Source organism: Bradyrhizobium diazoefficiens (assembly GCF_016616885.1).
In the GTDB taxonomy this organism is placed as follows: Bacteria; Pseudomonadota; Alphaproteobacteria; order Rhizobiales; family Xanthobacteraceae; genus Bradyrhizobium; species Bradyrhizobium diazoefficiens_F.
The window spans coordinates 7,799,083-7,821,852 of record NZ_CP067102.1; the positions used below are offsets into that span (position 1 = coordinate 7,799,083).

The window sequence follows — 22,770 nt, forward strand, 5'->3', positions numbered from 1 at the left end:
TCCTTGATTCGCTGTCGAAAGTGTCCACGATGTCTCCGAACACCCGTCCACCATGTCCCCGGTCTGAACACCAGGCGAGGGTAAGAGCGCTGCTTATTCGTGCGTCCGCCGTCCCGGCGCCGGTCCCACATACCTTGCCCGCGGCCTGATCAGCTTGCCGAACTGCAATTGCTCGCTGGCATGCGCGATCCAGCCGACACTGCGGGCCATCGCGAACAGCGCGAGCTCGCTGCCTCCCGGCAGGCGCAGCGCGTGCACCAGCACGGCGAGCACATAGTCGATATTGACGAACTCTCCGGTCGCCTCCGCAATCCGCTCCGGCACTTCTTTCGTGAATTTGCGCGGCGCGCCGGCGCGCGCCAAGGCATTCAGCAGCGATTGCGCACGGGGATCGCCGCGCTTGTAGACACCGTGGCCAAAGCCCGGGAAACGCTCGCCGAGCGCAACGCGCTCGCGCACCATCGGCTCGACGTCGCGGTCGACCAGAGTCTTGACGAGCTGCGAGGCCAGCACGCCGGCGCCGCCATGCTTCGGGCCTTTCAGCGCGGCGAGGCCGGCGATGACCGAGTCATAAAGATTGAGCCCGGTCGAGGCCGCGCACCGCGCGGTGAAGGTCGAGGCATTCAGTTCATGATCCGCCAGCAGCACCAGTGCGCGGCGGATGAGATCGGGCGCGTGCTTGTTGTCGGGGGCCCAGGCGCGCGCGATCTGCTGATGCAGCGGCTCGGCTGACGGCTCGGCATTGAGCATGGTCGCGACCAGCAGGCGGACGATGCGCGCCCCGACCAGCGCGCGGCCATCGGGCGCGCGGGTGAAGGCGCGGGGATCGGCGCTCGCTGCAAGCGCGAGCACCGCGATGGCGCGATCGATCGGAGCTGCGCGGCGCGCGGCTTCCGCAATCGCGCGCATCTCGTCGGACATCGCAGGCTGATTGTCCGGCGCAAAGGGATCGACGTCGGAGACGTCCCAGAGCAGCGTTGCAGTGTGCTCCAGCGTGTCGTTCTCGGCGAGATCAATGCAGTTGACGCCGCGGTAGATCGCGCCCTCCTCGGTGATGGTCGAGATCTCCGTGTCCATGACAGGCAGATCGGCATCGAAGCTGCGCAGGCCGCGCGGCTCCGGCGACGGTACCCGGCGCTCCTTCAGGGCGCGGACGTCCTCGGCGCGATAGCGATTTTTGCGCGAATCCGGGGTCGGCTCGGAGTGGATCAGGCCGCGGCTGACATAGGCGTAGAGCGAGGCCGGCGAGATCGCGAGCTCGGCCGCGGCTTCGCGCGCAGACAGGTAGAGCCTTTCAGAATTTTTCATATTGATTAATGTAATCAAGATTGATCAATCTGTCGAGAGGCCCGATTTTTCTCCTAGTGCAGTGCCAAGGAGATTTGAGCCATGAACATCCACCTCACCAAAAGCCAGATCGGGCTGGACGGCGTTCCCGCGGCCGAGACCGTGCTGAGCCATGTCGACGGCGAGCGCGGCGAGCTCATTATCGCCGGCGAGCATGTCGGCACCCTCGCCGCCAAATCGAGCTTTGAGGGCGTCACCGCCCGGCTCTGGAACGGCGCGAGCCAAGCCACCCTCACCGAAGCCAATGTCCGGTCGAGCCTGGGCGCGGCGCGCGAACGCGCCTTCGCGCGGCTCTCCGAGCTGCTGCCGGCGACCCGGAGCATGGGCATCATCGACGGATTTCGCGCCGCGGTCGCGGGCCTGCGCGCCGAGCACGGGCTGGAACACGAAGCGACCATCGTCGGCGCGTTTCCGGTCATCGCAGGTGCCCTGGTCCGGCGCGCAAAAGGGCTCGATTCGGTCGCTCCGGATCCGACTGCGAGCCATGCCGCCGATACGCTGCGCATGCTGCATGGACGCGCGCCCGCCGCGCGCGAGGTCACTGCGTTAGATGCCTATCTCGTCACCGCCAGTGACCACGGCATGAACGCCTCGACCTTTACCGCGCGCGTGGTGGCTTCGACGCAGGCCGATCTGTTCGCCGCCGTCACCGCGGGCTATTGCGCGCTGACCGGACCGCTGCATGGCGGCGCGCCGGAGCCGGTGCTGGAAATGCTGGACGCGATCGGCTCGCGCGAACGGATCCAGCCCTGGGTGGATGCGGCGCTGGCGCGCGGCGAGCGGATGATGGGCTTCGGCCATCGTGTCTATCGCGTGCGCGATCCGCGCGCCGACGTGCTCAAGACCGCAGTCGAGGCGCTCGCCTCCAACGGCACCGACCTGCCATTTGCCGGCGAGGTCGAGGCCTATATCCGCGCCGCGCTGCGCAAGAAGAATCCGGAGCGGCCGCTGGAAACCAATGTCGAGTTCTTCACCGCGATCCTGCTCGATGCGCTGGCGATTCCGAGGCAGGCGTTCACGCCGATCTTCGCGGTGGCACGCGCAGCAGGCTGGACAGCGCATGCGCGCGAGCAGCAGCGGACGGGACGGTTGATCCGGCCGAGCTCGTCGTATGTGGGGGCGATGCCGGAGGGGTGAGGCGTAGCGGGGATGTCGCCGCGATTCCGAAATCGTAGGGTGGGCAAAGGCGCGCTTGCGCCGTGCCCACCATCGATCCGAAACTGCAACAGAAGTGGTGGGCACGCTTCGCTTTGCCCACCCTACGATACAGTTGTCCCGGCGAAGACAGGGACGACACCAGAGAATGCCGCGAGGCCTTACGCCTCTCGCACCACGGTCTTCAGATAATTATACGCCTTGATGATCTCGATCAGGCGATCTTCGGTCGAGCGGTCGCCGCCATTGGTGTCGGGGTGGTGCTGCTTCGCCAGGGCCTTGTACTTGGCCTTGACGTCGGCGAGCGTGGCGTCGGGGCCGAGGCCCATGACCTGGAGCGCCTTGCGCTCGGCGTTCATGATCTTGCGCGTCTCGGCCTTGGGCTGGGCGTCCGGGCCCTTCCGCCAGCCGGTGCGGCCGTTGAGCTCCTGGAACATGCTGAAGGGATCGAAGGCGCCGTCGATCCCGGCTTCCGCGCCCTTCTTGACGCCGCCATTGGCGCCCATCTTCCAGGTCGGACGGTGGCCGGTCAGAGCATCCTTCTGATAGCGCGCGACGGCGTCGGCATTCATGCCGGAGAAGAAATTGTAATTCTGATTGTACTCGCGGACGTGGTCCAGGCAGAAGTGCCAGTACTCGCGCTGGTTATCGCGTCCCTTCGGCGCGCGGTGCGCGCCCTTGTTCTGGCACCCGGTCCATTCGCAGGCGACCACGGTATCGCGCGGCTTCACCTCGGGCTGCTTGCCCCGCGGCTTCACGCGGATGGAGTCGAAGAACTTTGATGAATCGATCGGCATGGCTGACTTTGACTACGCAATGCAAAAACCTTCAAGTCTTGACATTGCAATTAGCTTGAAACCCGTCGCCGAAGTTTCACTTCGGCGGTTTTAGGACGGCCGCCAGAGGCAGCCTATGGTGTTGACGGAGTGCGATCGCGGACTTTAATGGCAGTCATGGTTATGAAAGACACTATCAGCAACAAGTTGCAGGAAGCTTTCACGCCGGAAAGCCTGCAAGTCGTCGACGAGTCGCACTTGCATGAGGGCCATTCCGGCCATCGGCCGAGCGGCGAGACGCACTTCCTCGTTTATATCGTATCTCAAGCCTTCAAAGGGAAGAGCCGGGTCGACCGTCACCGCATGATAAATGCGGCGCTGGCCGCGGAACTCTCGGGTAGCGTGCATGCGCTGGCAATCCACGCGCAGGCGCCGGGGGAAGGCTGATCTCGCTTACCCTCCCCTGGAGGGTCCCTCCAGGGGAGGGTAAGAAATCAAAACGACTTCCCGGCCCGGCGCGGCTTGGCCTCTTCCAGCTCCGCGTCGCGTGGCACCGGTGAAATACGGAGCGCGGTGATCCGGTTGCGTTCGCGGCGGAGGACGCGGAAGCGGAAGCCGTGGAACGTAAAGCTTTGGCCGCGGTCGGGGATGGACCGCGCCTCGTGAATGACGAGGCCGGCAACCGTGGTCGCCTCTTCGTCGGGCAGGCGCCAGTCCATGGCGCGGTTGAGGTCACGGATCGGCACCGAGCCGTCGACCACGACGGAGCCGTCCGGCTGGGCGCGCACGCCGGCGACCACGACGTCGTGCTCGTCGGAGATGTCGCCGACAATCTCTTCCAGAATGTCTTCCAGCGTCACGAGACCTTCGACTTCGCCGTACTCGTCGACGACGAGCGCGAAATGGGTCTTGCGGCGTCGGAACGCCTTGAGCTGCTCTGACACGGGCCGCATCTCCGGCACGAACCAGGGCGGCAGCGCGATGGTGGAGACGTCGATCCGCGAGGTGTCGCCGTCAGAGGCACGGATGGCGCGCAAGAGATCCTTGGCATGGAGCACGCCGATGATGTTTTCGGGCTTCTCGCGCCACAGCGGAATGCGGGTATATTCGGTCGCCAGCACCTCGCGCACCAGCTCCTCGGGCGGCAGGTCGGCGTTGATCATCATCATCTCGGTGCGATGGATCATGACGTCGGAGACCTGGAGCTCGCGGAGATCAAGTAGGCCGCCGAGCATGTCGCGGTCCTGCTTCTCGAACTTGCCCTCGTGATGCAGCAGGTCGACCGCGCCGCGCAGGCGCTCGGTCGGCGACAGGATCGCCTGGTGCTCGCCGGCCAGGCCGAACAGGCGCAGTAGCAGGCGCACGATGATTTCCACGATCCGCAGCAGCGGCCCCAGCACGTACATCGTGATCCGCATCGGGCGTGCGACCGCCAGCGCCATGCGGTCGGGCGCGTTGATGGCAATGGTCTTGGGCAGGACTTCCGCGAAAATCACCACCAGCGCGGTCATCACGCCGGTGGCATAGAGCACGCCGACATCGCCGAACCAGGCGGTGAAGATGCTGGTGGCCAGCGCCGACGCGCTGATGTTGGCGATGTTGTTGCCGAGCAGCAGCGCGCCGATCAGGCGCTCGCGCATGTCGAGCAGTTGCGAGACCACGTCGGCGTCGCGGTTACCCTGCTTGGAGAGCCGCAGCATGCTGGCGCGCGAGGCGCCGGTCAGCGCGGTCTCGCTCGCGGCGAAGAAGCCGGAGACGAGCAGGCAGATAATGACGATGGTGAAGCCGAGCCAGTCCATGAACCACTCTGGTTTCTTGTTTTAGCGCCGTTCAGCCGCGTCTCACGCCTTGAGGGCGAGCTTGTCCTTCAGAAAGTCGCGCACCGGCGCCGGCTCGACATCCTTGGCGATGATGGCACGCCCCACGGCCTCCAGCAGGATGAAGGTGAGCTTGCCGCGCTTGACCTTCTTGTCCTGTGCCATCAGCGCCATCAGCGCGTCGGCGTCCGCCAGGCCTTCCTGCGTGAAGCCGGCGATGTCCTGCAGGCGGGTCGGCAGGCCGGCTTCGATGAGATGGCGCTCGACGCGAGCCGCATCGGCCTCGCCGATCATGCCGAGCCTGGCCGAGAACTGCGCCGCCAGCGTCATGCCGATCGAAACGCCCTCGCCGTGGAACAGGCGATCGGAGAAGCCGGTGGCGGCTTCCAGCGCATGACCGAAGGTGTGGCCGAGATTGAGCAGCGCGCGTTCGCCGGTCTCGCGCTCGTCGCGCGAGACGACGCCGGCCTTGGCGCGGCAGGAGGTCGCGATGGCGTGCTCACGCGCCGAGCCTCCCTTGAAGATGTCCGCGTGGTTCTTCTCCAGCCAGGCGAAGAAGGCCTCGTCGCCGAGCACGCCGTATTTGGCGACCTCGGCATAGCCGGCGCGGAACTGCCGCGGCGACAGCGTGTCGAGCACGGCGGTGTCGGCAATCACCAGCACCGGCTGATGGAAGGCGCCGAGCAAATTCTTGCCTTGCGGCGAGTTGATGCCGGTCTTGCCGCCGACGGATGAGTCGACCTGCGCCAGCAGCGAGGTCGGCACCTGCACGAAATCGACGCCGCGGCGCAGGATCGCGGCGGCAAAGCCGGCGAGATCGCCGACCACGCCGCCGCCGAGCGCGATGACGAGATCGTTGCGTTCGATTTTTGCGGCGATCAGGGCCTCGCTGACCTGTTCCAGGCCGGCATAGGTTTTGGAGATCTCGCCTTCCTCGACGACGACACGCGACGTCGGAATGCCGGCAGCCGCAAGCGAGGCTTCAGCAGGCTCGAGCCAGTATTTCGCGACGGTGCGGTCGGTGACGATGGCGGTGCGCACGCCGGGGCGCAACGCGGCAACGCGTTCGCCGAGCGAGGACAGCACGCCGCGGCCGATGACGATGTCGTAGGCGCGATCACCGAGCGCGACGTCGACATTGACAGGATCGGAATGCTTCAGGGGCGCGGTCATCGAACGGCACTCGCGATGTCGGCTGGAGGTTGGGACGCGCTCTCGCCGCAGAGATGCGCATGCAGCGTCTCAAGGGTCTCATCGACGATTCTGTCGTGCGGCACGTCGCGCGAGGCGATGGTGAGATCGGCATGGCTGTAGACCGGCTCGCGCTCGGTGAGCAGGCGCGTCACGGTCCCCTCGGGATCAGCGGTCTGCAGCAGTGGCCGGTCGGCGCGGCGACGGACGCGGCGCATGATGACGTCGTGGTCCGCCTTGAGCCAGATCGAGATCGCTTTCGCCGCAATGCGGCTGCGCGTCTCCTCGCGCATGAAGGCGCCGCCGCCGGTCGCCAGCACCACCGGTCCGCCGTCCAGCAGGCGGGCGATCACCCGCGCCTCGCCGTCGCGGAAATGCGGCTCGCCGTGGCGCTCGAAAATCTCCGGTATGGTCATGCCGGCCGCCGCCTCGATCTCGGTGTCGGCGTCGACGAAGGGCAGCTTGAGCCGCGCCGCAATGCGGCGGCCGATGGTCGACTTGCCGACGCCCATCATGCCGACCAGCACGATCGAACGCGTCCCCAGCGCCGACAGGATGTCGGCCTCAGGGCTCGCTTGTGCTGGCAACGCGGCGTCGGACATTGGATCTTGCTCAATTTGCCGCCAAAGGCGGCATCTGGGCCACGTATACGACCCCATTGGGGCCCTCGCCAGAGGACTCTTGCCACGAAACGGCGAACATGTTGGATGATTTCATTGGTTAATTTGGACGCCCGAGACCTTTCCCGATGCCCAGCCTGTTCCGCTTCCTGACGGTCGTCGCCGTGATCGCGGGCATCGTCTATGGCGTGGTGTTCGCGCTGGCCAACTTCGTCAATCCGAAGCCGCGAGAAATGACGGTGACGATCCCGCCGGATAAATTTCTCAAGAAATAGGAGCTAGCCTCCAGGGCATGCGCAAATCCTCCGCCAGCACGCCGTCCGACGCCAAGCTCACCGGCCTGTTCCTCGACATGCTCGCGGCGGAACAGGGCGCCGGCCCCAACACGCTCGATGCCTATCGCCGCGACCTCACCGATTTCTCCGAGTTCCTCGGCCGCGCCGGCCACAGCTTTGTGGACGCGGAGACGCAAACGCTGCGCGACTATCTTGGCGATCTCGATGCGCGTGGCTTCAAATCCTCCAGCGTCGCGCGGCGGCTGTCGGCGATGCGGCACCTGTTCCGCTTTCTCCTGAATGAACGCATCCGAACCGAAGATCCCGCGGCGATCCTGTCCGGCCCCAAGCGCGGCCGCGGCCTGCCAAAGGTGCTGTCGATCGCCGATGTCGACCGCATGCTTCGCCGCGCCAAGGAGATGAGCGAGGCGGCGAACGCCTCGCCGTCACAGCGACTGCGCGCTCTGCGGCTCTATTGCCTGCTCGAGGTGCTCTACGCCACCGGCTTGCGCGTCTCCGAGCTGGTGTCGCTGCCGCGCTCGGCCGCCAAGCGCGACGCCCGCATGATCGTGGTGCGCGGCAAGGGCGACAAGGAACGGCTGGTGCCGCTCAACGAGGCCTCGCGGCAGGCGATGGCGGATTATCTTGCGGCAACGGAAGCTGCCAAAGAAAACAATAAGGGCGAGAAGAAGGGCAGCGTCGCCGCCTCGAAATGGCTGTTTCCCTCGTTCGGCGAGAGCGGGCACCTGACGCGGCAGCATTTTGCCCGCGACTTGAAGGAGCTCGCGGTCGCATCGGGGCTTCAGGCCCGCCTGGTCTCCCCGCACGTGCTGCGGCATGCCTTTGCCAGCCACCTCCTGCACAACGGCGCGGACTTACGCATCGTGCAGACCCTGCTCGGCCACACCGACATCTCGACGACCCAGATCTATACCCATGTGGTCGAGGAGCGGCTGAAGAGCCTGGTGCGCGACCTGCACCCGCTGGCGGAGAAGTAGCCGCCGCCGCGCGGCGGCGGCCGAAACCGCCTTGACTTCGGCCACATCTCCGCAGAAAGAGCCGTGGCCTCATTCGTGATTTGCCGCGCCCCCGGGAGCGCACAGGTCAACCCTTTGAAGAAACTACACTTCTTTACAAGAAGCCAACCTCGCTTCGCCTCTTCGCCCCGTCCCCCTATACTGAGTTGATGCCAGACCAGATGCGCAGCTATCTCGACTTCGAAAAGCCCGTCGCCGAGCTCGACTCCAAGGTCGACGAGCTCAGGACGTTAGCTGCCTCCGGCACCGACATCGCCGAGGAGATCGGTCGGATCGAGGACAAGGCGGCGCAGGCGCTGGCCGACCTCTATCAGAACCTGACGCCGTGGCAGAAGACGCTGGTCGCGCGGCATCCGCAGCGGCCGCATTTCAACGACTTCATCAAGGGCCTGATCACCGAATTCACCCCGCTCGCTGGCGACCGCAAGTTTGGCGAGGACGAGGCGCTGGTCGCGGGCTTCGGCCGCTTCCGCGGCGAAGCGATTTGCGTGATGGGCCAGGAAAAGGGCGATTCCACCGAGAGCCGCATCAAGCATAACTTTGGCATGGCGCGGCCGGAAGGTTACCGCAAATGCGTGCGGCTGATGGAGATGGCCGAACGGTTCGGCCTGCCGGTGCTGTCGCTCGCCGATTCCGCCGGCGCCTATCCCGGCATCGGTGCCGAAGAGCGTGGCCAGGCCGAGGCGATCGCGCGCTCGACCGACGCCTGCATGGCGCTGACCGTACCGAACGTCGCCATCATCACCGGCGAGGGCATGTCGGGCGGCGCCATTGCCATCACCACCGCCAACAGGGTGCTGATGCTGGAGCACGCGATCTACAGCGTGATTTCGCCCGAGGCCGCCTCCTCCATCCTCTGGCGCGACGGCAGCAAGGCGCAGGAAGCCGCCAACAACATGAAGATCACCGCCCAGGACATGCTGCGCTTCGGGGTGATCGACAGCATCTTGAAGGAGCCGGTCGGCGGCGCCCATCGCGACCCCACAGCCATGATCGCGACCACGGGCGACGCCATCGCCAAGGCTTTTGACGAGATGCGCGGCCTGGACGGCGAGGCCATCCGCAAGCAGCGCCGGCAGAAATTCCTCGATATCGGCCGGAAACTGGGCTGATTCGGGCGGTTTTGGTGCGGCAACGGAGGTGCGCTCCCTCTCCCGCTTGCGCGGGAGGGTCAGGGTGGGGGGTATCTCCACGGGCGACACTCCCAATGCGGCACGAGCCCTCTCCCGGCCTCCCGCAAGCGGGAGAGGAGAAGAGCCCCCGGTAACCCCGCATTAACCCTTTTTTTGCCCAAATCGGCGATCTCAGTACCGGTTTGGCCGCAAAGCCCAATTGAGTCCCAAGTTCCGGCCCAGTTTAAGTCTCTGTTGACCACGCCTGTCGGCCAACGGGCTCGTGATCCCCGGTTGGGTTGCGACCCCCAGGCGCGGACGTTAGAATTTTAATCAATGGCTTCAGGGCATAAGCGCTGGGGCTTGGTCTGAATAAGGTGCGGAGTTCCGGTCAGGCCATGCCCGAGAGATTGGGGTACGCGCTCCTTGCCCGGCACGTTGTGGGGTCCATCTTGAATTCTCGTTCGCTTGCCCGTGCGCTCTTGGCTTCGGTCGCGCTTGCCGCCAGCATTGTGCTCGCCGGCTGCGATACCGATCAGGTGTCGCTCGCGACCAACGCCAAGGCCAACCAGCCGGTCTCGCCCAAGCTCGTCGCCGCGATGGGCGAGAAGGACATGGATCTGCAATCGCCGATCCTGATCCGCCTGTTCAAGCAGGAGGCCGAGCTCGAGATCTGGAAGCAGACCCGCTCCGGCCAGTTCGCGCTGCTCAAGACCTATCCGATCTGCCGCTGGTCGGGCGACCTCGGTCCGAAGGTGCGCGAAGGCGACCGTCAGGCGCCGGAGGGATTCTACTCGATCAATCCGAGCCAGATGAATCCGCAGTCGGCCTACTATCTCTCGTTCAACACCGGCTTCCCCAACGCGTTCGACAAGGCGCTCGGTCGCACCGGCTCGCAGCTGATGGTGCATGGCGATTGCTCGTCGCGTGGCTGCTACGCGATGACGGACGAGCAGATCGCGGAGATCTATTCGTTGGGGCGCGAGTCCTTCTTCGGCGGCCAGAAGGCGTTCCAGTTCCAGGCGTATCCTTTCAAGATGACGCCGGTGAACATGGCCAAGCACCGCAACAATCCGAACATGGCCTTCTGGAAGATGATCAAGGAAGGCTATGATCATTTCGAGGTGACACGACAGGAGCCGAAGGTCGACTTCTGCGAGAAGAAGTACGTGTTCGACGCGGCGAAGGCGCCCGATGCCAAGCGCGATCCCGTGTTCGACGCTTCGGCCAAGTGCCCGGCCTATGTGATCCCCGAGGACATCGCCAGCGCCGTGCGCGAGAAGGAGCAGCGCGACGAAGCCGAGTACAACAAGCTCGTCACCAAGGGCACGCCGGTGGCGCGCATGAACACCGGCATCGACGGCGGCATGAACAAGATCTTTGCCGCGAAGATTCCGGAAGGCTCGACTGGCCTGTCGGAAGGCGCCGAAGGCAATACGCTGCAGATGCTGGCGATGTCGAAGGCGCCGGGCACGATCCCCGGCACCGTCAACCCGCCGAAGCCGAATCTCGAGCCCGCCGCGGCCGCGCCGCGGGAAGAGCCCGTCGTTGCGGTCGCCGCACCCGCGACCAGCACCCGCGTCGCCTCGGCCGAGAAGTCCGGCGGCTTCTTCTCCAATCTCGGCCGCAAGATGGGCCTCGGCACTGCCGACACGACAGCGACCACGCCGCCGCCGCAAGCGACCGCATCGGTGTCCCCCGCGCCCGCCACGCCGAGCACGGCCTCCAGGCTGAAGGCCGCAGTGACGCGCTTCGTCCCGGGCCACCACGATGCCTCGAAGGACAAGCCGGCAGTTGCCGCGAAACCCACGGAGCCGGCGAAGCCGACCGAGACCAAGGTCGCGGCAACGCGGCCCGCGCTAAAACCGTCGGTGAACGATGGTGCGGGTGACGGCACGCAGATCGCCGGTGCCGCACCGGTGGTGTCATCGAACTCGTTCGACAGCCGGTTTGGCGCGGTGAAGTAGGCGAGCGTTCCGCCCGCGAATACCTACGGCGCCAGGTACCGCATCAGCTCCGGATTGCCCCTCACCTCGCCTGCGGCGCCCTGCAGCGCAACGCGGCCGCGGTCGAGCACGTAGGCGTAATCGGCCACGCGGAGCGCGAGGTCGAGGTGCTGCTCGACGATGATGACGGCGATGTTTTTCGCGAGCTCGATCAGGCGCTCGGTGATCTCCTCGATCACGCCAATCCAGACGCCTTCGGTCGGCTCGTCCAGCAGCAGCAATTTAGGATCACCCAGCATGGCGCGGCCGATGGCGAGCATCTTGCGCTCGCCGCCGGAGAGCGTGCCGGCGGGCTGGTCGAGGCGCTGGCCGAGTTTCGGGAAGATGGTCAGCACGCGGTCGACCGCGGTGGTATCCTTGTTGAAAAGCGAGCCGACGGCGAGATTGTCGCGCACCGACAGGCGCGCGAACACAGAATGCTCCTGCGGCACGTAGCCGATGCCGGCGCGAACGCGCTCTTCGGGCCGGCGGCGGCTGATGTCGCGGCCGTCGAAGCCGACCTCGCCCTTCCATGCCGGCAGCTCGCCGATGATGGTCTTCATCAGCGTGGTCTTGCCGGCGCCATTGCGCCCGAGCACCGCAACGCCGCCGCGCCAGGGAATGCCGAGATTGAGGTCGAACAGGACTTGGCTGCGGCCATAGCCGGCGTCGAGATGCTTGATGTCCAAAAATTCAGGCACGGCGCAGATAAATCTCCTGGACGGATGTGTTGGCCTGGATCTCGGACACGGTGCCCGATGCCAGCACCTTGCCCTGGTCGAGCACGGTGAGGCGATCGCAGATGTCGCGGATGAAATCGAGGTCGTGCTCGACGATGACGAGCGAGCAATGTTGTTTGATCGGCTGGAGCAGTTCGCCGGTGACGCGGCGCTCCTCCAGGCTCATGCCGCCGGTCGGCTCGTCGAGCAAAAGGAGTTTGGGTCTGCCCGCGAGTGCCATCGCGATCTCCAGCCATTGCTGCTGGCCGTGCGACAGCGCGGCCGCCGCATCGAAGGCGCGGTCGGCGAGACGGAATTGCGTCAGCATGGTCATGACCTGATCATGCAGCGCAGCTCTCGTGCGCGAAAACACGAGATCGAGCAGCGAGGACTGCGCCTGCAGCGCGAGCAGGATGTTGTCGTAGAGCGTCAGCGACGGCAGCACGCTGGTGATCTGGAATTTCAGGCTCATGCCCGCCCGCGCCCGCTCGGTCGGCGTGTACGCGGTGATGTCGGTATTGACGAAGGAGACCTTACCCTGCGTCGGCACTTCGGCGCCGGCGATGCACTTCATCAGCGTGCTCTTGCCGGAGCCGTTGGGGCCGATCAGGCCGTGAAACTCGTTCTCGCCGACGGTGAGCGCGGCGCCGTCGAGCGCGGTGAGCTTGCCGAAGATCTTTGAGATGCCCGCGGCTTCAAGGAGCATTTTGCTTCTCCTTGCGTGTAGCACCGAAGCTGCCGACCCGCTCGCGTTCGCCAAGCACAAAACTGATCAGGCCGAGCGGCCGGAACAGGATCACGAGCAGCAGCAGCAATCCCAAAATGATCGGCCAGATGTCGCGGTAATTGTCCGACAGCCAGAAGCTGACGCCCTCGACGATCACGGTGCCGATGACGGCGCCGATCAGCGTACCGGAGCCGCCGAATAGCACGTAAAGCACCACTTGCGTCGAGACCACGACGCCGACCATGTTGGGCCACACAAAGCCTTCGTGGAACGCATAGAGACTGCCGGCCAGGCCTGCGATGGCGCCGCCGATCGCGAAGATGATCGCCTTCAGGTGCTGCGCCTTGTAGCCGAAGAAGGCAATGCGCTGCTCGTTCTCGCGCAGGCCGGCGAGCGCGAGACCAAACTGCGAGCGCACCAGGAAGCGGCAGAGCAGGTAGACCACGACGAGGATGCCGAGCACGAGATAATAGAACGGTGGTCCCTCGGAGAACTCGTAACCCCCGAGCGTCATTGACGAGATCGAGGGAATGCCGTTCTGGCCGCCGAGATAGTACCAGCCGCGCGCGAGGCGATCGGCCGCGTAGGAGCCGGTCAGCGTACCCAGCGAGACGAAGATCACGCTGGAGGGATGCCGGCCCAGCAGCAGGAAGCCGCCGAGCAGCAACGCGAAGGTGAGGCCGATCAGCGTGCCGGCCGGCAGCACCAGAAAGATGTTGGTGATGTCGAGGTCGCGCGCGAGCAGCGCGACGCCATAGCCGGCCGAGCCGAAGAACAGCGCCTGGCCAAAGCTCATGATGCCGGCATAGCCCCACACCAGATCGAACGACAGCGCAAACAGTGCGAGGATGATCACGCGCGTTGCGAACACCGTGAGGTAATCCTGCAGCACCAACGGCGCGACCAGCGCGGCGACGAGCACCACGCCCTCTACGATCGGCAGGACTTTTCGTCCCGCGACAGCTTGGGTCGCAGTTCTGCGTTCAGCCATTGCGACGTCCGTCTCCCCGCCGATCTCGGCGGGGATCGCCTGTTTCACTGCGCCCATCGACTTCGGCATTTGACCTTAGCATTCCTTGGGATCGACGAGACCGTCGCTGCGTCCGACGATCTCATAGTTCCCGGCCTTGGCGACGGCGGTGTACATTTTCATCTTGCAGTGCCGCTTGCCCGGCACCATCTCGGCCGGTCCACCCGGACCTTCGGCGATCTTGGCATGGTCGAGCGCAGTGGCAACCGAGTCACGGTCGACCTTGCCGGCTTCCTTGACCGCGGCTTCCCACAGCTTGAGGCCGCGATAGGTGCCGGTCGCCGCACTGCCGGCGGCGAACAGGAAGTTGCCCGGAAAATCCTTCTCGTAGGCCGCCTGGATTTTTGCGTCGAACGGATTCTCCTTGGTCAGCACCTTGAAATAGTCGAGACAGCTCGCGAGGCCCTCGATCTCGGCGGCCTGATTGATGTTGAGCGTGTTCTCGTCGTAGTAGACGCACGCCAGGCGGCCGCCGTTCTTGAGGAAGCCCGCTTCATAGAGCTGCTTGAAGAACGGGCCGACACCCGGCGGGATGACGGTATTGAAGACGACATCGACCTTGTTGGAGATGATGCGGTTGACGGTTGCTGAGAAGTCGACCTGGTCGAGCGGGTAATACTCTTCGAACACGACCTCGCCGCCATTGGCTTCGATCACCTTGCGCGCATAGACGTTGAGCGTGTGCGGCCAGACATAATTGGCGCTCGGCAGCGCGAACTTCTTGCCGCCGTTCTTGATCAGCCAGGGAATGAAGTCGTCGCATTGCTGCGCCGGCGTCGGTCCGGTGCAGAACAGATAGGGCGTGCATTCCTTGCCCTCATAGAGCTGCGGATAGATGTAGAGCGTCTTGCCGCGCGCCACGATCGGATCCTTGATCGCGTTGCGCATCGACGAGGTGATGCCACCGAGCACCATGTCGACCTTGTCGCGCTGGATCAGCTTGCGCACGTTGCCGACCGCGACGGATTCGTTGGAGGCGGTGTCCTCGATGTAGAGCTCGAGCGGACGGCCGAGCAGACCGCCCGAGGCGTTGATCTCCTTGATCACCATTTTTGCGACGTTGGCGTCGGCATTGCCGGCGTAGGCGATCGGACCGGTGAGATCGGTGGCGATACCGACCTTGATCGGGGCTTCGGCCGCGTTGGCCCAGGGCGCCGGGATCACCCAGCTCCCAACCCCGGTCGCGACCGCACCGGATGCGAAAGCGAAATTGGACAAAAAGCGGCGGCGTGAGAGCTGACGATCAAACATGTGACTAAACCCCTTTTCCAGCGATGAGGCCCTGCGGGCGGAATTTGATGAAGGCAATGGCGAGAACGAAGACGAGGACATCGGCGACCACGGGAGCCATGACCCAGGGCAGCGCGGCGCTGAGCGTGCCGATCACACCGGCGCCGGCGACCGGACCGATAAAGGAGCCGACACCGCCGACCATGACGGCGACAAAGCCCTGGATCAGGAAGCGGATGCCGAGATCGGCATAGAGGCTGAACACCGGCACGATCAGCGCCCCGGCGAGGCCGGCAAGCGCCGACCCAAAGGCAAAGGTGGCGCCGTACATCAAAGGCGTGGAAATGCCCGACGCGCGCGCCAGCGACGGGTTCTCCAGCGTCGCGCGCATGCGAAGACCAAAGCTCGTGCGCGACAACAGGAGATAGCAGCCCACCATGACCAGCAGCGTGATGACAATGATGGTGAAGCGCCAGGCCGAGATATGCATGGTGCCGATATCGATCGAGCCGCCGATCGGCTCGGGCACGGTGAGATAGAAACCGCCGATCAGGCCGCGCACGGATTCGCGGATGATCAGGCCGAGCGCGTAGGTGCCGAGCATGGCGACGATCGGCGCGGCGTAGAAGCGGCGGATGATCAGCGCTTCCAGCACGAAGCCGAGTGCGCCAACGACGAAGGGCGCAGCGACCATGCCGGCCCAGATCGGCAGGCCCTTGGCATAAGCGAGGTAGGTAATGTAGGCCCCGAGCAGGACGAACTCGCCCTGCGCAAAGTTGAAGATGCCCATCATGCTGGCGATGATCCCAAGCCCCAGCACGATCAGGACGATGATCGCGCCAAAGCTCAGGATTTCGAACGCCGCGACGAACGCGTTAGCCATGCGATGCTGTTCCGTCCGTCTGCATCAATGCCTCGCTCACATCTTCTTCCAGTCGCCGATCTGCTCGAAGGCGTGCGCGGCACGGTAGATGGTGGATTCCTCGAACATCCGGCCGACCAGCATCAGGCCGACGGGCAGGCCGTCGACCATGCCGCACGGCAGCGACATCGCGGGATGATGGGTGATGTCGAACGGCGCGGTGTTGGAGATCATCTCCAGCGCACGCGCGACGTAGTCCTCGCGGCTGGCCGTGGGTTCCGGCAGCTTGGTCGCCTTCATCGGCGTCGTCGGCAGCAAGAGAAGATCGTAATCCCCAAAGGCCTTGTCATAGGCCGCGGTCAGGCGCCGCGAGATGTTGAGCGCCTTGCCGTAGTAGCGGGGGCCAAAGGTGTTGTTGATGTAGGTGCCCAGCATCAAAAACAGCTTTGTCGTCTCGGACAGCGAGTCCGCCTGCCGGCGCCAGCCGCGGTGGAAATCCATCAGCGTGGTCGAGTAGAGGTCGGCGCGGCTAAGACCATAGCCATCGCCATACATCATGGTCTGGGTCATGCCCTCTGTGCCGATCGGCGTCCATATCGCGGGGCCGACGAGATGCATCGGGATCGAAACGGTCTCGACCGTCGCACCCAGATCCTTGAAGCGCTTGGCGGCCTCGCGCACGCTTTCATTGACGGCGGCCTCGGCCGTCGCCTGCTCGAAACCTTCCTTCAAAATGCCGATCTTCATACCCCTGACGCCCTGGCCGAGCGCCTTGGTGTATTCCTCGACCTTCGGCGCCTTGATGCGGGGATCGTAGCCGTCATCGCCGGCGAGCACTTCGAGCAGCAGCGCGTTGTCGGCGACGGTCGCCGTCATCGGGCCGGTATGATCGACGAAAATCTCGATCGGCATGATGCCGGTGTAGGGTACGAGACCCCAGGTCGGCTTCATGCCGTAGGTGCCACAGAACGAGGACGGCATGCGGATCGAACCGCCCTGGTCGCCGCCCATCGCCATGTCGACTTCGCCCAAGGCGACGACGACGCCTGAGCCGGAGGACGAGCCGCCGGCGGAATAGCCCATCTTATGGGGATTATGAACGGCGCCGACCGCTCCGGTGTGGCTGCCGCCGGACATGCAGAAGGATTCACAGTGAGTCTTGCCGCGGATTTCCCCGCCGGCGTCCAGGATGCGCGTGACGACGGTGGCGTCGAAATCGGGAACATAGCCTTCGAGCGTCGCCGAGCCGTTCATCATGGGCACGCCGGCGAGCATGATGTTGTCTTTCAGCGCGACGGTCTTGCCCTTGAGCTTGCCGCTGGCGGCGCCTTTGACCGTCGATTTGCGGTACCAGGCGTTGCGTGGGTTCTCTTCCGCCGAGGGCCGGTAGCCCGGCGTGCGCGGATATTTGACCTCTGGCACCTCGTCCGGCATCGCGCCGACAAGATTGTAGGCATCGATCGAGCCCTGCATCAGGCCGCGGAACGAGGCGACGTCGTCGTCGGTCAGCGCGAGGCCGCACTGCTCGGCGATGCTGCGAAGTTGGGCTGGCGTGGGAAGGACAACTGTCACGGCGCTCTCCTGAAGTTTCTTGAAACGGGTCTCTTGAAACGCTCTCTTTGAACGTTGGGCGCGGCCGCCCCGGCACGACGCACGCACCACCGGCCTCGCCCAAACATTCAAAACGGAAATATTTTCCTTTTCAAGTATTATTTTGCAATGTCGAGCACAACGATTGCCGCGCCTATCAGATCGGCTTGATCAGCTTGAAGTCGAGACCATCGGCCGCGGCGAGATGCATCGGCATTCGCGCGTGCCCGTTGCGGACGGTAACCGGTCCGCGGGCGCCGCTGTAGACGATGTTGCGGCCGGCTGCGACCATCGGCCCCAACGCCAAGGTGCCGGCCTTGTTGGCGACCGCTTCGAGAAAGCGCAGGCCTTCGTAGCTGGATTGTCCGACCGAGCCGATCGGCGGCGCATTCGGCCCGAACATCGCGCAATAGCGGCTTTGGAAGTCGTCATTGGCGCGCGCGCCGGTGCCGGTGAAATAGCCGGAGGCGCAAAACATGTTCTCGCTGTTGTCGGCGCCGATGCCGAGCAGCACGGTCTCGTCCATGGCGCCCGCAAGCCGCAGCGTGGTGGCACCCAAGCCGCATTCGCCGAAGGCGCGATTGAACGCGCTGCTGTCGGTGCCGATCAGCGAGATCAGCACGACGTCGGGCCTCGCGGCACGGATGCGCGCCAGATGCGGCTCGTGATTGTCTTCGCCGAGGGGAACGAACTCCTCGCCGACGACGTGGCCGCCGGTTTCCTTGATGTAGCTCTTGACGGCGCGGTGCGATTGCCAGGGCCAGACGTAATCGCTGCCGATCAGGTACCAGCGCGAGGCCTTCTTGACGTCCGCGAGCCAGTGGATCGACGGCCGACTCTGCCAGCGCGGCGTCTCGCCGATCGCCATGACACCGGGCGTGCGCTCGCCGCCTTCATAGACCGGGGTATAGATATAGGGGATGCGATGACGCGTGGTGACGTCGCGCAGGCCGACGCGGACGGCGCTGGTGTGCAGCCCCACGATGAGGTCGACCTCGTCGAAGGCGATCGCCTGCTCGGCGCGGTTCAGCACCTCGTCGAGCGGGCCGCCGGCGTCGTAAACGGACAGCTCGACCTCGCGGCCGAGAATGCCGCCGCGCTTGTTGATCTCGGCGACGGCGAGTTGCGCACTGTTGGTCGCGCAGGGCCCCCAGACGCCGGGCGATCCCGTGCAGCAAATGAAGCCGCCAATGCGCAGCCTGTTCGCGCCGCGTCGCTTGAAGAAGGCGTGATCGCTCGGCGACAACGCACCGTCAGCCGCCGATGACGACAGATTCCTGAACAGCAGGGACGGCGGCAACGCCGGACCGCCGTGAGCCGGGAAGTTTACCGTCGCGCGCACGCCAACTCCTGTCTGGTACCAGACCTGAAAGCACATTGAGCAGGCGGCCGCGGCATCCGCCCTTTTGTTGTGCAATCATCCTATTTTGAAAATATTGTATATTCAAGAATTGAAGTGCATATAGAAGCAGCATTGATTGCAAGACATTCACTCATTTGGGTCAAGACGAAGTCTTAGCCGTGGCAAAACCGAACGCTCCAATCACCGAACACCTCGCTTATCTGCTCGCGCAAGCTAACCGGGAGATCAACCGGCAGCTCGAACTGCGGTTGAGCAAAGAGGGGGTTCCCGTCGAGCAGTGGCGCATCCTGAAAGTGCTGTCGGACGGCGATGGCCATTCGATGGGCGAGCTTGCAGACGCCGTGCTGCTCAACCACCCGACGCTGACCAAGATGATCGACCGCATGGTCTCCGACACGTTGGTCTATCGCGTGCAGGACCCGAACGACCGTCGCAAGGTGCTGATGTTCATCTCCGACCGCGGCAAGGTGCTGTGTCGGAAACTCAACTCGCTCGCGGTCGACCAGGAAGAGCACATCCTGGAGAGCTACGGTGACAAGTCGACGAGCGAGCTGAAGCGGCTGCTGGAGAGCTTGATCGATAGCTCGAACTAAGGGGGCGCCTTTGCGCTTTCTCGCCGACGCGATAGCTGCACACCACACACTCAGCCGTCGTCGCCCGATTTAATCGGGCGATCCAGTATTCCAGAGACCGTCGTTGTTGAATCGAAAGGCCGCGGCGTACTGGGTCGCCCGGTCAAGCCGGACGACGACAGTGGAGGCTGAGGCGAGCGCTCAGCGCCTCACGTGCATGACAGCGCAGCTAACCTTACGCATACCGCCCGTGGCAATGCTTGTACTTCTTGCCTGAGCCGCAGGGGCAGTCCTCGTTGCGGCCGACCTTGCCCCAGCTTGCCGGGTTCTTGGGATCGCGCAGCGCCGCGTCGGTGGCCTGCGGGGCGAGCGTGACACTGGCAAGTGCCATCTCGTCTTCGCCGGTATCCGGGTTGAGCTTGTGCGCTTCCATCTGCGGCAACAGCGGGGCTTCCTGCTCCGGCGGGACGATCTCGACGCGCATCAACTGCGCGGTGACGGCCTCGCGCAGATGCGCGCTCATCTCCTGGAAGAGGTTGAAGGCCTCGGTCTTGTACTCCTGCAACGGATCGCGCTGGCCGTAGCCGCGCAGGCCGATGACCTGACGCAGATGGTCGAGCATGATCAGGTGCTCGCGCCAGAGATGGTCGAGCGTCTGCAGCAGGATGGTCTTCTCGACGTAACGCATCACGTCGGGGCCCCATTGCCCGACCTTGGCCGCCATGTGCTCGTCCGCGCGGGTCTCGATGCGCTTGAGCAGCTCCTCGTCGGCGATGCCCTCTTCCTTGGCCCAATCGTCGACCGGCAGATCGAGATCGAGCACGCGCTTCAGCTCTTCCTTCAGGCCGGCGACGTCCCACTGCTCGGCATAGGCATGCTCGGGCACGTGCTTGGCGACGAGGTCGTCGATGAAGGCATGGCGCATGTCGGTGACGGTCTCGGCGACGCTGTCGTCCTTCATCAGGTCGACGCGCTGGTCGAAGATCACCTTGCGCTGGTCGTTCTGGACGTTGTCGAACTTGAGCAGGTTCTTGCGGATGTCGAAGTTGCGCGCCTCGACCTTCTGCTGCGCCTTCTCCAAGGCCTTGTTGATCCAGGGATGGATGATGGCCTCGCCCTCTTGCAGGCCGAGACGCTGGAGCATGCTGTCAAGGCGATCCGAGCCGAAGATGCGCATCAGATCGTCTTCCAGCGACAGGAAGAACTTTGAGCGGCCGGGGTCGCCCTGGCGGCCGGAACGGCCGCGCAGCTGGTTGTCGATGCGGCGGGATTCATGCCGCTCCGAGCCGATGATGTAGAGGCCGCCCGGCTTCCTGACGGTCTTGGCCGGCTTCGAGCCCTTGGCCGGCTCGATCTCGACGGTCTCCTCGGCCTTCAGCACGATGTCGCGGAAGTGCTCGATGTCGGCCTTGATCTGCTCGATCTTCTTGGCCTTCTCGGCTTCGTCCTCGATGCCGGTGGTCTCCTGCTGGATGCGCATATCGAGCGAGCCGCCGAGCTTGATGTCGGTACCGCGGCCGGCCATGTTGGTCGCGATCGTGATCGCGCCGGGCACGCCGGCCTCGGCGACGATGTAGGCTTCCTGCTCGTGGAAGCGCGCGTTCAGGACCGCGAACAGCTTTGCCGGCTTGTTGGCGCGCGCCGCGGCGTACAGCTTCTGCATCGAATTTTCGTTGCCGAAATCGATCTGCCGATAGCCGTGCTTCTTGAGGTATTCGGCGATCACTTCCGATTTTTCGATCGAGGCAGTGCCGACCAGCACCGGCTGCAGCCGCGAATTGGCGCGCTCGATCTCGGAAAGGATCGCGGCGTATTTCTCGTTCTGAGTGCGATAGACCTCGTCGTCCTCGTCGAGACGGGCGACCGGCAGGTTGGTCGGGATTTCCACGACCTCGAGCTTGTAGATGTCGAACAACTCGTCGGCTTCGGTGAGCGCCGTGCCGGTCATGCCGGCGAGCTTTTCGTACATCCGGAAATAGTTCTGGAAAGTGATCGAAGCCAGCGTCTGGTTTTCCGGCTGGACCTGGACGTGCTCCTTGGCTTCCAGCGCCTGGTGCAAACCTTCGGAATACCGCCGGCCGGCCATCATGCGGCCGGTGAACTCGTCGATGATCACGACCTCGTCGTCGCGGACGATGTAGTCCTTGTCGCGGGTGAACAGCGTGTGGGCGCGCAGCGCCTGGTTGATGTGGTGCACGACGGAGACGTTCTCGACGTCGTAGAGCGACTCGCCCTTGAGCTGGCCGGCATCGCGCAGCAACGTCTCGATCTTCTCCATGCCGGCTTCGGTCAGCGTCACCGTGCGCTGCTTCTCGTCGACCTCGTAGTCGCTCTTGTCGAGCTTGGGCAGGAAGCCGTCGATCGTGTTGTAGAAGTCCGAGCGATCGTCGAGCGGGCCGGAGATGATCAGCGGCGTGCGGGCTTCGTCGATCAGGATGGAGTCGACTTCGTCGACGATGGCGTAGAAGTGCGGCCGCTGGACCATGTCCTCGAGCCGGTACTTCATATTGTCGCGCAGATAATCGAAGCCGTATTCGTTGTTGGTGCCGTAGGTGATGTCGCAGGCATAGGCCGCCTTGCGCTCGGCATCGTCGAGGCCGTGGACGATGACGCCGGTGGTCAGGCCGAGGAAGCCGTAAATCTGGCCCATCCAGCCGGAGTCGCGGCGGGCGAGGTAGTCGTTGACGGTGACGACGTGGACGCCCTTGCCGGCGAGCGCGTTGAGGTAGACCGCGAGCGTCGCCACCAGCGTCTTGCCTTCGCCGGTCTTCATCTCGGCGATGTCGCCCTCATGCAGCACCATGCCGCCGATCAGCTGGACGTCGAAATGGCGCTGGCCGAGCGTGCGCTTGGCGGCCTCGCGCACGGTGGCGAAGGCGGGCACCAGCAGGTCGTCGAGCGTCTTGCCCTCGGCGAGCTGCTTCTTGAACTCGACCGTGCGGGCCTTGAGCGCCTCGTCGGAGAGCTTCGAGACCTCCGCCTCCAGCGCGTTGATCGCGCTGACGCGGGACTGGTATCCCTTCACCCGCCGGTCGTTGGCGGAGCCGAAAAACTTGCGGGCGAGCGCGCCGATCATGCCTAGTTCCTGTGTTCGCGATTTAACCGCGTTGCAGCCAAGAAGTTGTCACCCATCTGCCTATCAACACACCGTGACGCCTGTTGGCGTCAGAGCCCGGACTGCGGGGGTCATCCGCCATATGGGTGGGAATTGGGCTAGTCTGGGTTCAACGGCCAAAAACGCAGCAAAACAAACGCCCTCGCCATGGTCGCGACCGGGCAGAGATATGGCCCGGTCAGGGCCTTGTCAACGGCGGGCGCATTGCGGCTAATTCATCATTTTGACAGACTTTTCGCGTTGCCAA

General features: G+C 64.5%; 20 protein-coding genes. 7 read left to right on the plus strand and 13 right to left on the minus strand.

Annotated elements, in window-relative coordinates; genetic code table 11:
* Nucleotides 1-93: 93 nt before the first annotated feature.
* Nucleotides 94-1,308, minus strand: coding sequence for a citrate synthase family protein (locus tag JJC00_RS36445; protein WP_200470534.1), 1,215 nt, complete (start codon nucleotides 1,306-1,308; stop codon nucleotides 94-96).
* A gap of 81 nt (nucleotides 1,309-1,389) precedes the next feature.
* Between JJC00_RS36445 and JJC00_RS36450 the strand changes: the two genes are divergently transcribed.
* Nucleotides 1,390-2,484, plus strand: coding sequence for a citrate synthase/methylcitrate synthase (locus JJC00_RS36450; RefSeq protein WP_200470535.1), 1,095 nt, complete (start codon nucleotides 1,390-1,392; stop codon nucleotides 2,482-2,484).
* A gap of 179 nt (nucleotides 2,485-2,663) precedes the next feature.
* Here the strand turns inward: JJC00_RS36450 and JJC00_RS36455 are convergent, their stop codons facing one another.
* Nucleotides 2,664-3,299 carry a J domain-containing protein gene (locus JJC00_RS36455; RefSeq protein WP_200470536.1) on the minus strand — a complete coding sequence of 212 codons (636 nt, stop codon included), beginning with the start codon at nucleotides 3,297-3,299 and terminating at the stop codon, nucleotides 2,664-2,666.
* A 156-nt stretch (nucleotides 3,300-3,455) separates the two neighbouring features.
* On the opposite strand from JJC00_RS36455, the gene JJC00_RS36460 reads away from it, so the two are divergent.
* Entirely contained in the window at nucleotides 3,456-3,725 is a 270-nt protein-coding gene (locus JJC00_RS36460) for a BolA family protein (RefSeq protein ID WP_246774319.1), read from the plus strand.
* A gap of 47 nt (nucleotides 3,726-3,772) precedes the next feature.
* Here the strand turns inward: JJC00_RS36460 and JJC00_RS36465 are convergent, their stop codons facing one another.
* The 3 genes from JJC00_RS36465 to JJC00_RS36475 are packed head-to-tail and all read right to left on the minus strand — an operon-like array spanning nucleotide 3,773 to nucleotide 6,888.
* Complete coding sequence (locus JJC00_RS36465) at nucleotides 3,773-5,077, minus strand: HlyC/CorC family transporter (RefSeq protein ID WP_200470538.1); 1,305 nt, start codon at nucleotides 5,075-5,077, stop codon at nucleotides 3,773-3,775.
* A 42-nt stretch (nucleotides 5,078-5,119) separates the two neighbouring features.
* A complete protein-coding gene (gene aroB, locus JJC00_RS36470; protein ID WP_200470539.1) occupies nucleotides 5,120-6,268 on the minus strand; it encodes a 3-dehydroquinate synthase in 1,149 nt (382 codons plus the stop codon).
* Nucleotides 6,265-6,888, minus strand: a complete 624-nt coding sequence (locus tag JJC00_RS36475) for a shikimate kinase (protein WP_200470540.1) — start codon at nucleotides 6,886-6,888, stop codon at nucleotides 6,265-6,267. Before JJC00_RS36475 ends, aroB begins: the two co-directional genes overlap by 4 nt.
* A 146-nt stretch (nucleotides 6,889-7,034) precedes the next feature.
* Between JJC00_RS36475 and JJC00_RS36480 the strand changes: the two genes are divergently transcribed.
* The 4 genes from JJC00_RS36480 (at nucleotide 7,035) to JJC00_RS36495 (ending at nucleotide 11,297) form a co-directional block, all read left to right on the plus strand.
* Nucleotides 7,035-7,181 carry a hypothetical protein gene (locus tag JJC00_RS36480; RefSeq protein ID WP_035669499.1) on the plus strand — a complete coding sequence of 49 codons (147 nt, stop codon included), beginning with the start codon at nucleotides 7,035-7,037 and terminating at the stop codon, nucleotides 7,179-7,181.
* A 17-nt stretch (nucleotides 7,182-7,198) separates the two neighbouring features.
* Complete coding sequence (gene xerD / locus JJC00_RS36485) at nucleotides 7,199-8,179, plus strand: site-specific tyrosine recombinase XerD (protein ID WP_200470541.1); 981 nt, start codon at nucleotides 7,199-7,201, stop codon at nucleotides 8,177-8,179.
* A 188-nt stretch (nucleotides 8,180-8,367) separates the two neighbouring features.
* Nucleotides 8,368-9,330 carry an acetyl-CoA carboxylase carboxyltransferase subunit alpha gene (locus JJC00_RS36490; protein ID WP_200470542.1) on the plus strand — a complete coding sequence of 321 codons (963 nt, stop codon included), beginning with the start codon at nucleotides 8,368-8,370 and terminating at the stop codon, nucleotides 9,328-9,330.
* 452 nt (nucleotides 9,331-9,782) lie between these two features.
* Nucleotides 9,783-11,297 carry a L,D-transpeptidase family protein gene (locus tag JJC00_RS36495; protein ID WP_246774043.1) on the plus strand — a complete coding sequence of 505 codons (1,515 nt, stop codon included), beginning with the start codon at nucleotides 9,783-9,785 and terminating at the stop codon, nucleotides 11,295-11,297.
* A 23-nt stretch (nucleotides 11,298-11,320) separates the two neighbouring features.
* Here JJC00_RS36495 and JJC00_RS36500 read toward each other — a convergent pair whose 3' ends face one another.
* The 7 genes from JJC00_RS36500 to JJC00_RS36530 form a co-directional block, all read right to left on the minus strand.
* A complete protein-coding gene (locus JJC00_RS36500; protein WP_200470543.1) occupies nucleotides 11,321-12,016 on the minus strand; it encodes an ABC transporter ATP-binding protein in 696 nt (231 codons plus the stop codon).
* A complete protein-coding gene (locus JJC00_RS36505) occupies nucleotides 12,009-12,740 on the minus strand; it encodes an ABC transporter ATP-binding protein (protein ID WP_200470544.1) in 732 nt (243 codons plus the stop codon). Before JJC00_RS36505 ends, JJC00_RS36500 begins: the two co-directional genes overlap by 8 nt.
* On the minus strand, nucleotides 12,730-13,821 hold the full coding sequence (locus JJC00_RS36510; RefSeq protein WP_200470545.1) for a branched-chain amino acid ABC transporter permease: 1,092 nt from the start codon (nucleotides 13,819-13,821) through the stop codon (nucleotides 12,730-12,732). The genes JJC00_RS36505 and JJC00_RS36510 overlap by 11 nt, the downstream gene beginning before the upstream one ends.
* 6 nt (nucleotides 13,822-13,827) lie before the next feature.
* Nucleotides 13,828-15,042 (minus strand): substrate-binding protein, encoded by a 1,215-nt coding sequence (locus tag JJC00_RS36515; protein WP_200470546.1) that lies wholly within the window; start codon nucleotides 15,040-15,042, stop codon nucleotides 13,828-13,830.
* A gap of 4 nt (nucleotides 15,043-15,046) precedes the next feature.
* Entirely contained in the window at nucleotides 15,047-15,904 is an 858-nt protein-coding gene (locus JJC00_RS36520; protein WP_200470547.1) for a branched-chain amino acid ABC transporter permease, read from the minus strand.
* Between the two features lie 36 nt (nucleotides 15,905-15,940).
* Entirely contained in the window at nucleotides 15,941-17,455 is a 1,515-nt protein-coding gene (locus tag JJC00_RS36525) for an amidase (protein ID WP_200470548.1), read from the minus strand.
* Between the two features lie 175 nt (nucleotides 17,456-17,630).
* Nucleotides 17,631-18,815 (minus strand): substrate-binding domain-containing protein, encoded by a 1,185-nt coding sequence (locus tag JJC00_RS36530; RefSeq protein ID WP_200470549.1) that lies wholly within the window; start codon nucleotides 18,813-18,815, stop codon nucleotides 17,631-17,633.
* Between the two features lie 179 nt (nucleotides 18,816-18,994).
* Between JJC00_RS36530 and JJC00_RS36535 the strand changes: the two genes are divergently transcribed.
* Nucleotides 18,995-19,429 (plus strand): MarR family winged helix-turn-helix transcriptional regulator, encoded by a 435-nt coding sequence (locus JJC00_RS36535; protein WP_200470550.1) that lies wholly within the window; start codon nucleotides 18,995-18,997, stop codon nucleotides 19,427-19,429.
* Between the two features lie 214 nt (nucleotides 19,430-19,643).
* On the opposite strand, the gene secA is transcribed toward JJC00_RS36535, so the two are convergent.
* Nucleotides 19,644-22,484 (minus strand): preprotein translocase subunit SecA, encoded by a 2,841-nt coding sequence (secA, locus tag JJC00_RS36540; RefSeq protein ID WP_200470551.1) that lies wholly within the window; start codon nucleotides 22,482-22,484, stop codon nucleotides 19,644-19,646.
* Between the last annotated feature and the right edge of the window lie 286 nt (nucleotides 22,485-22,770).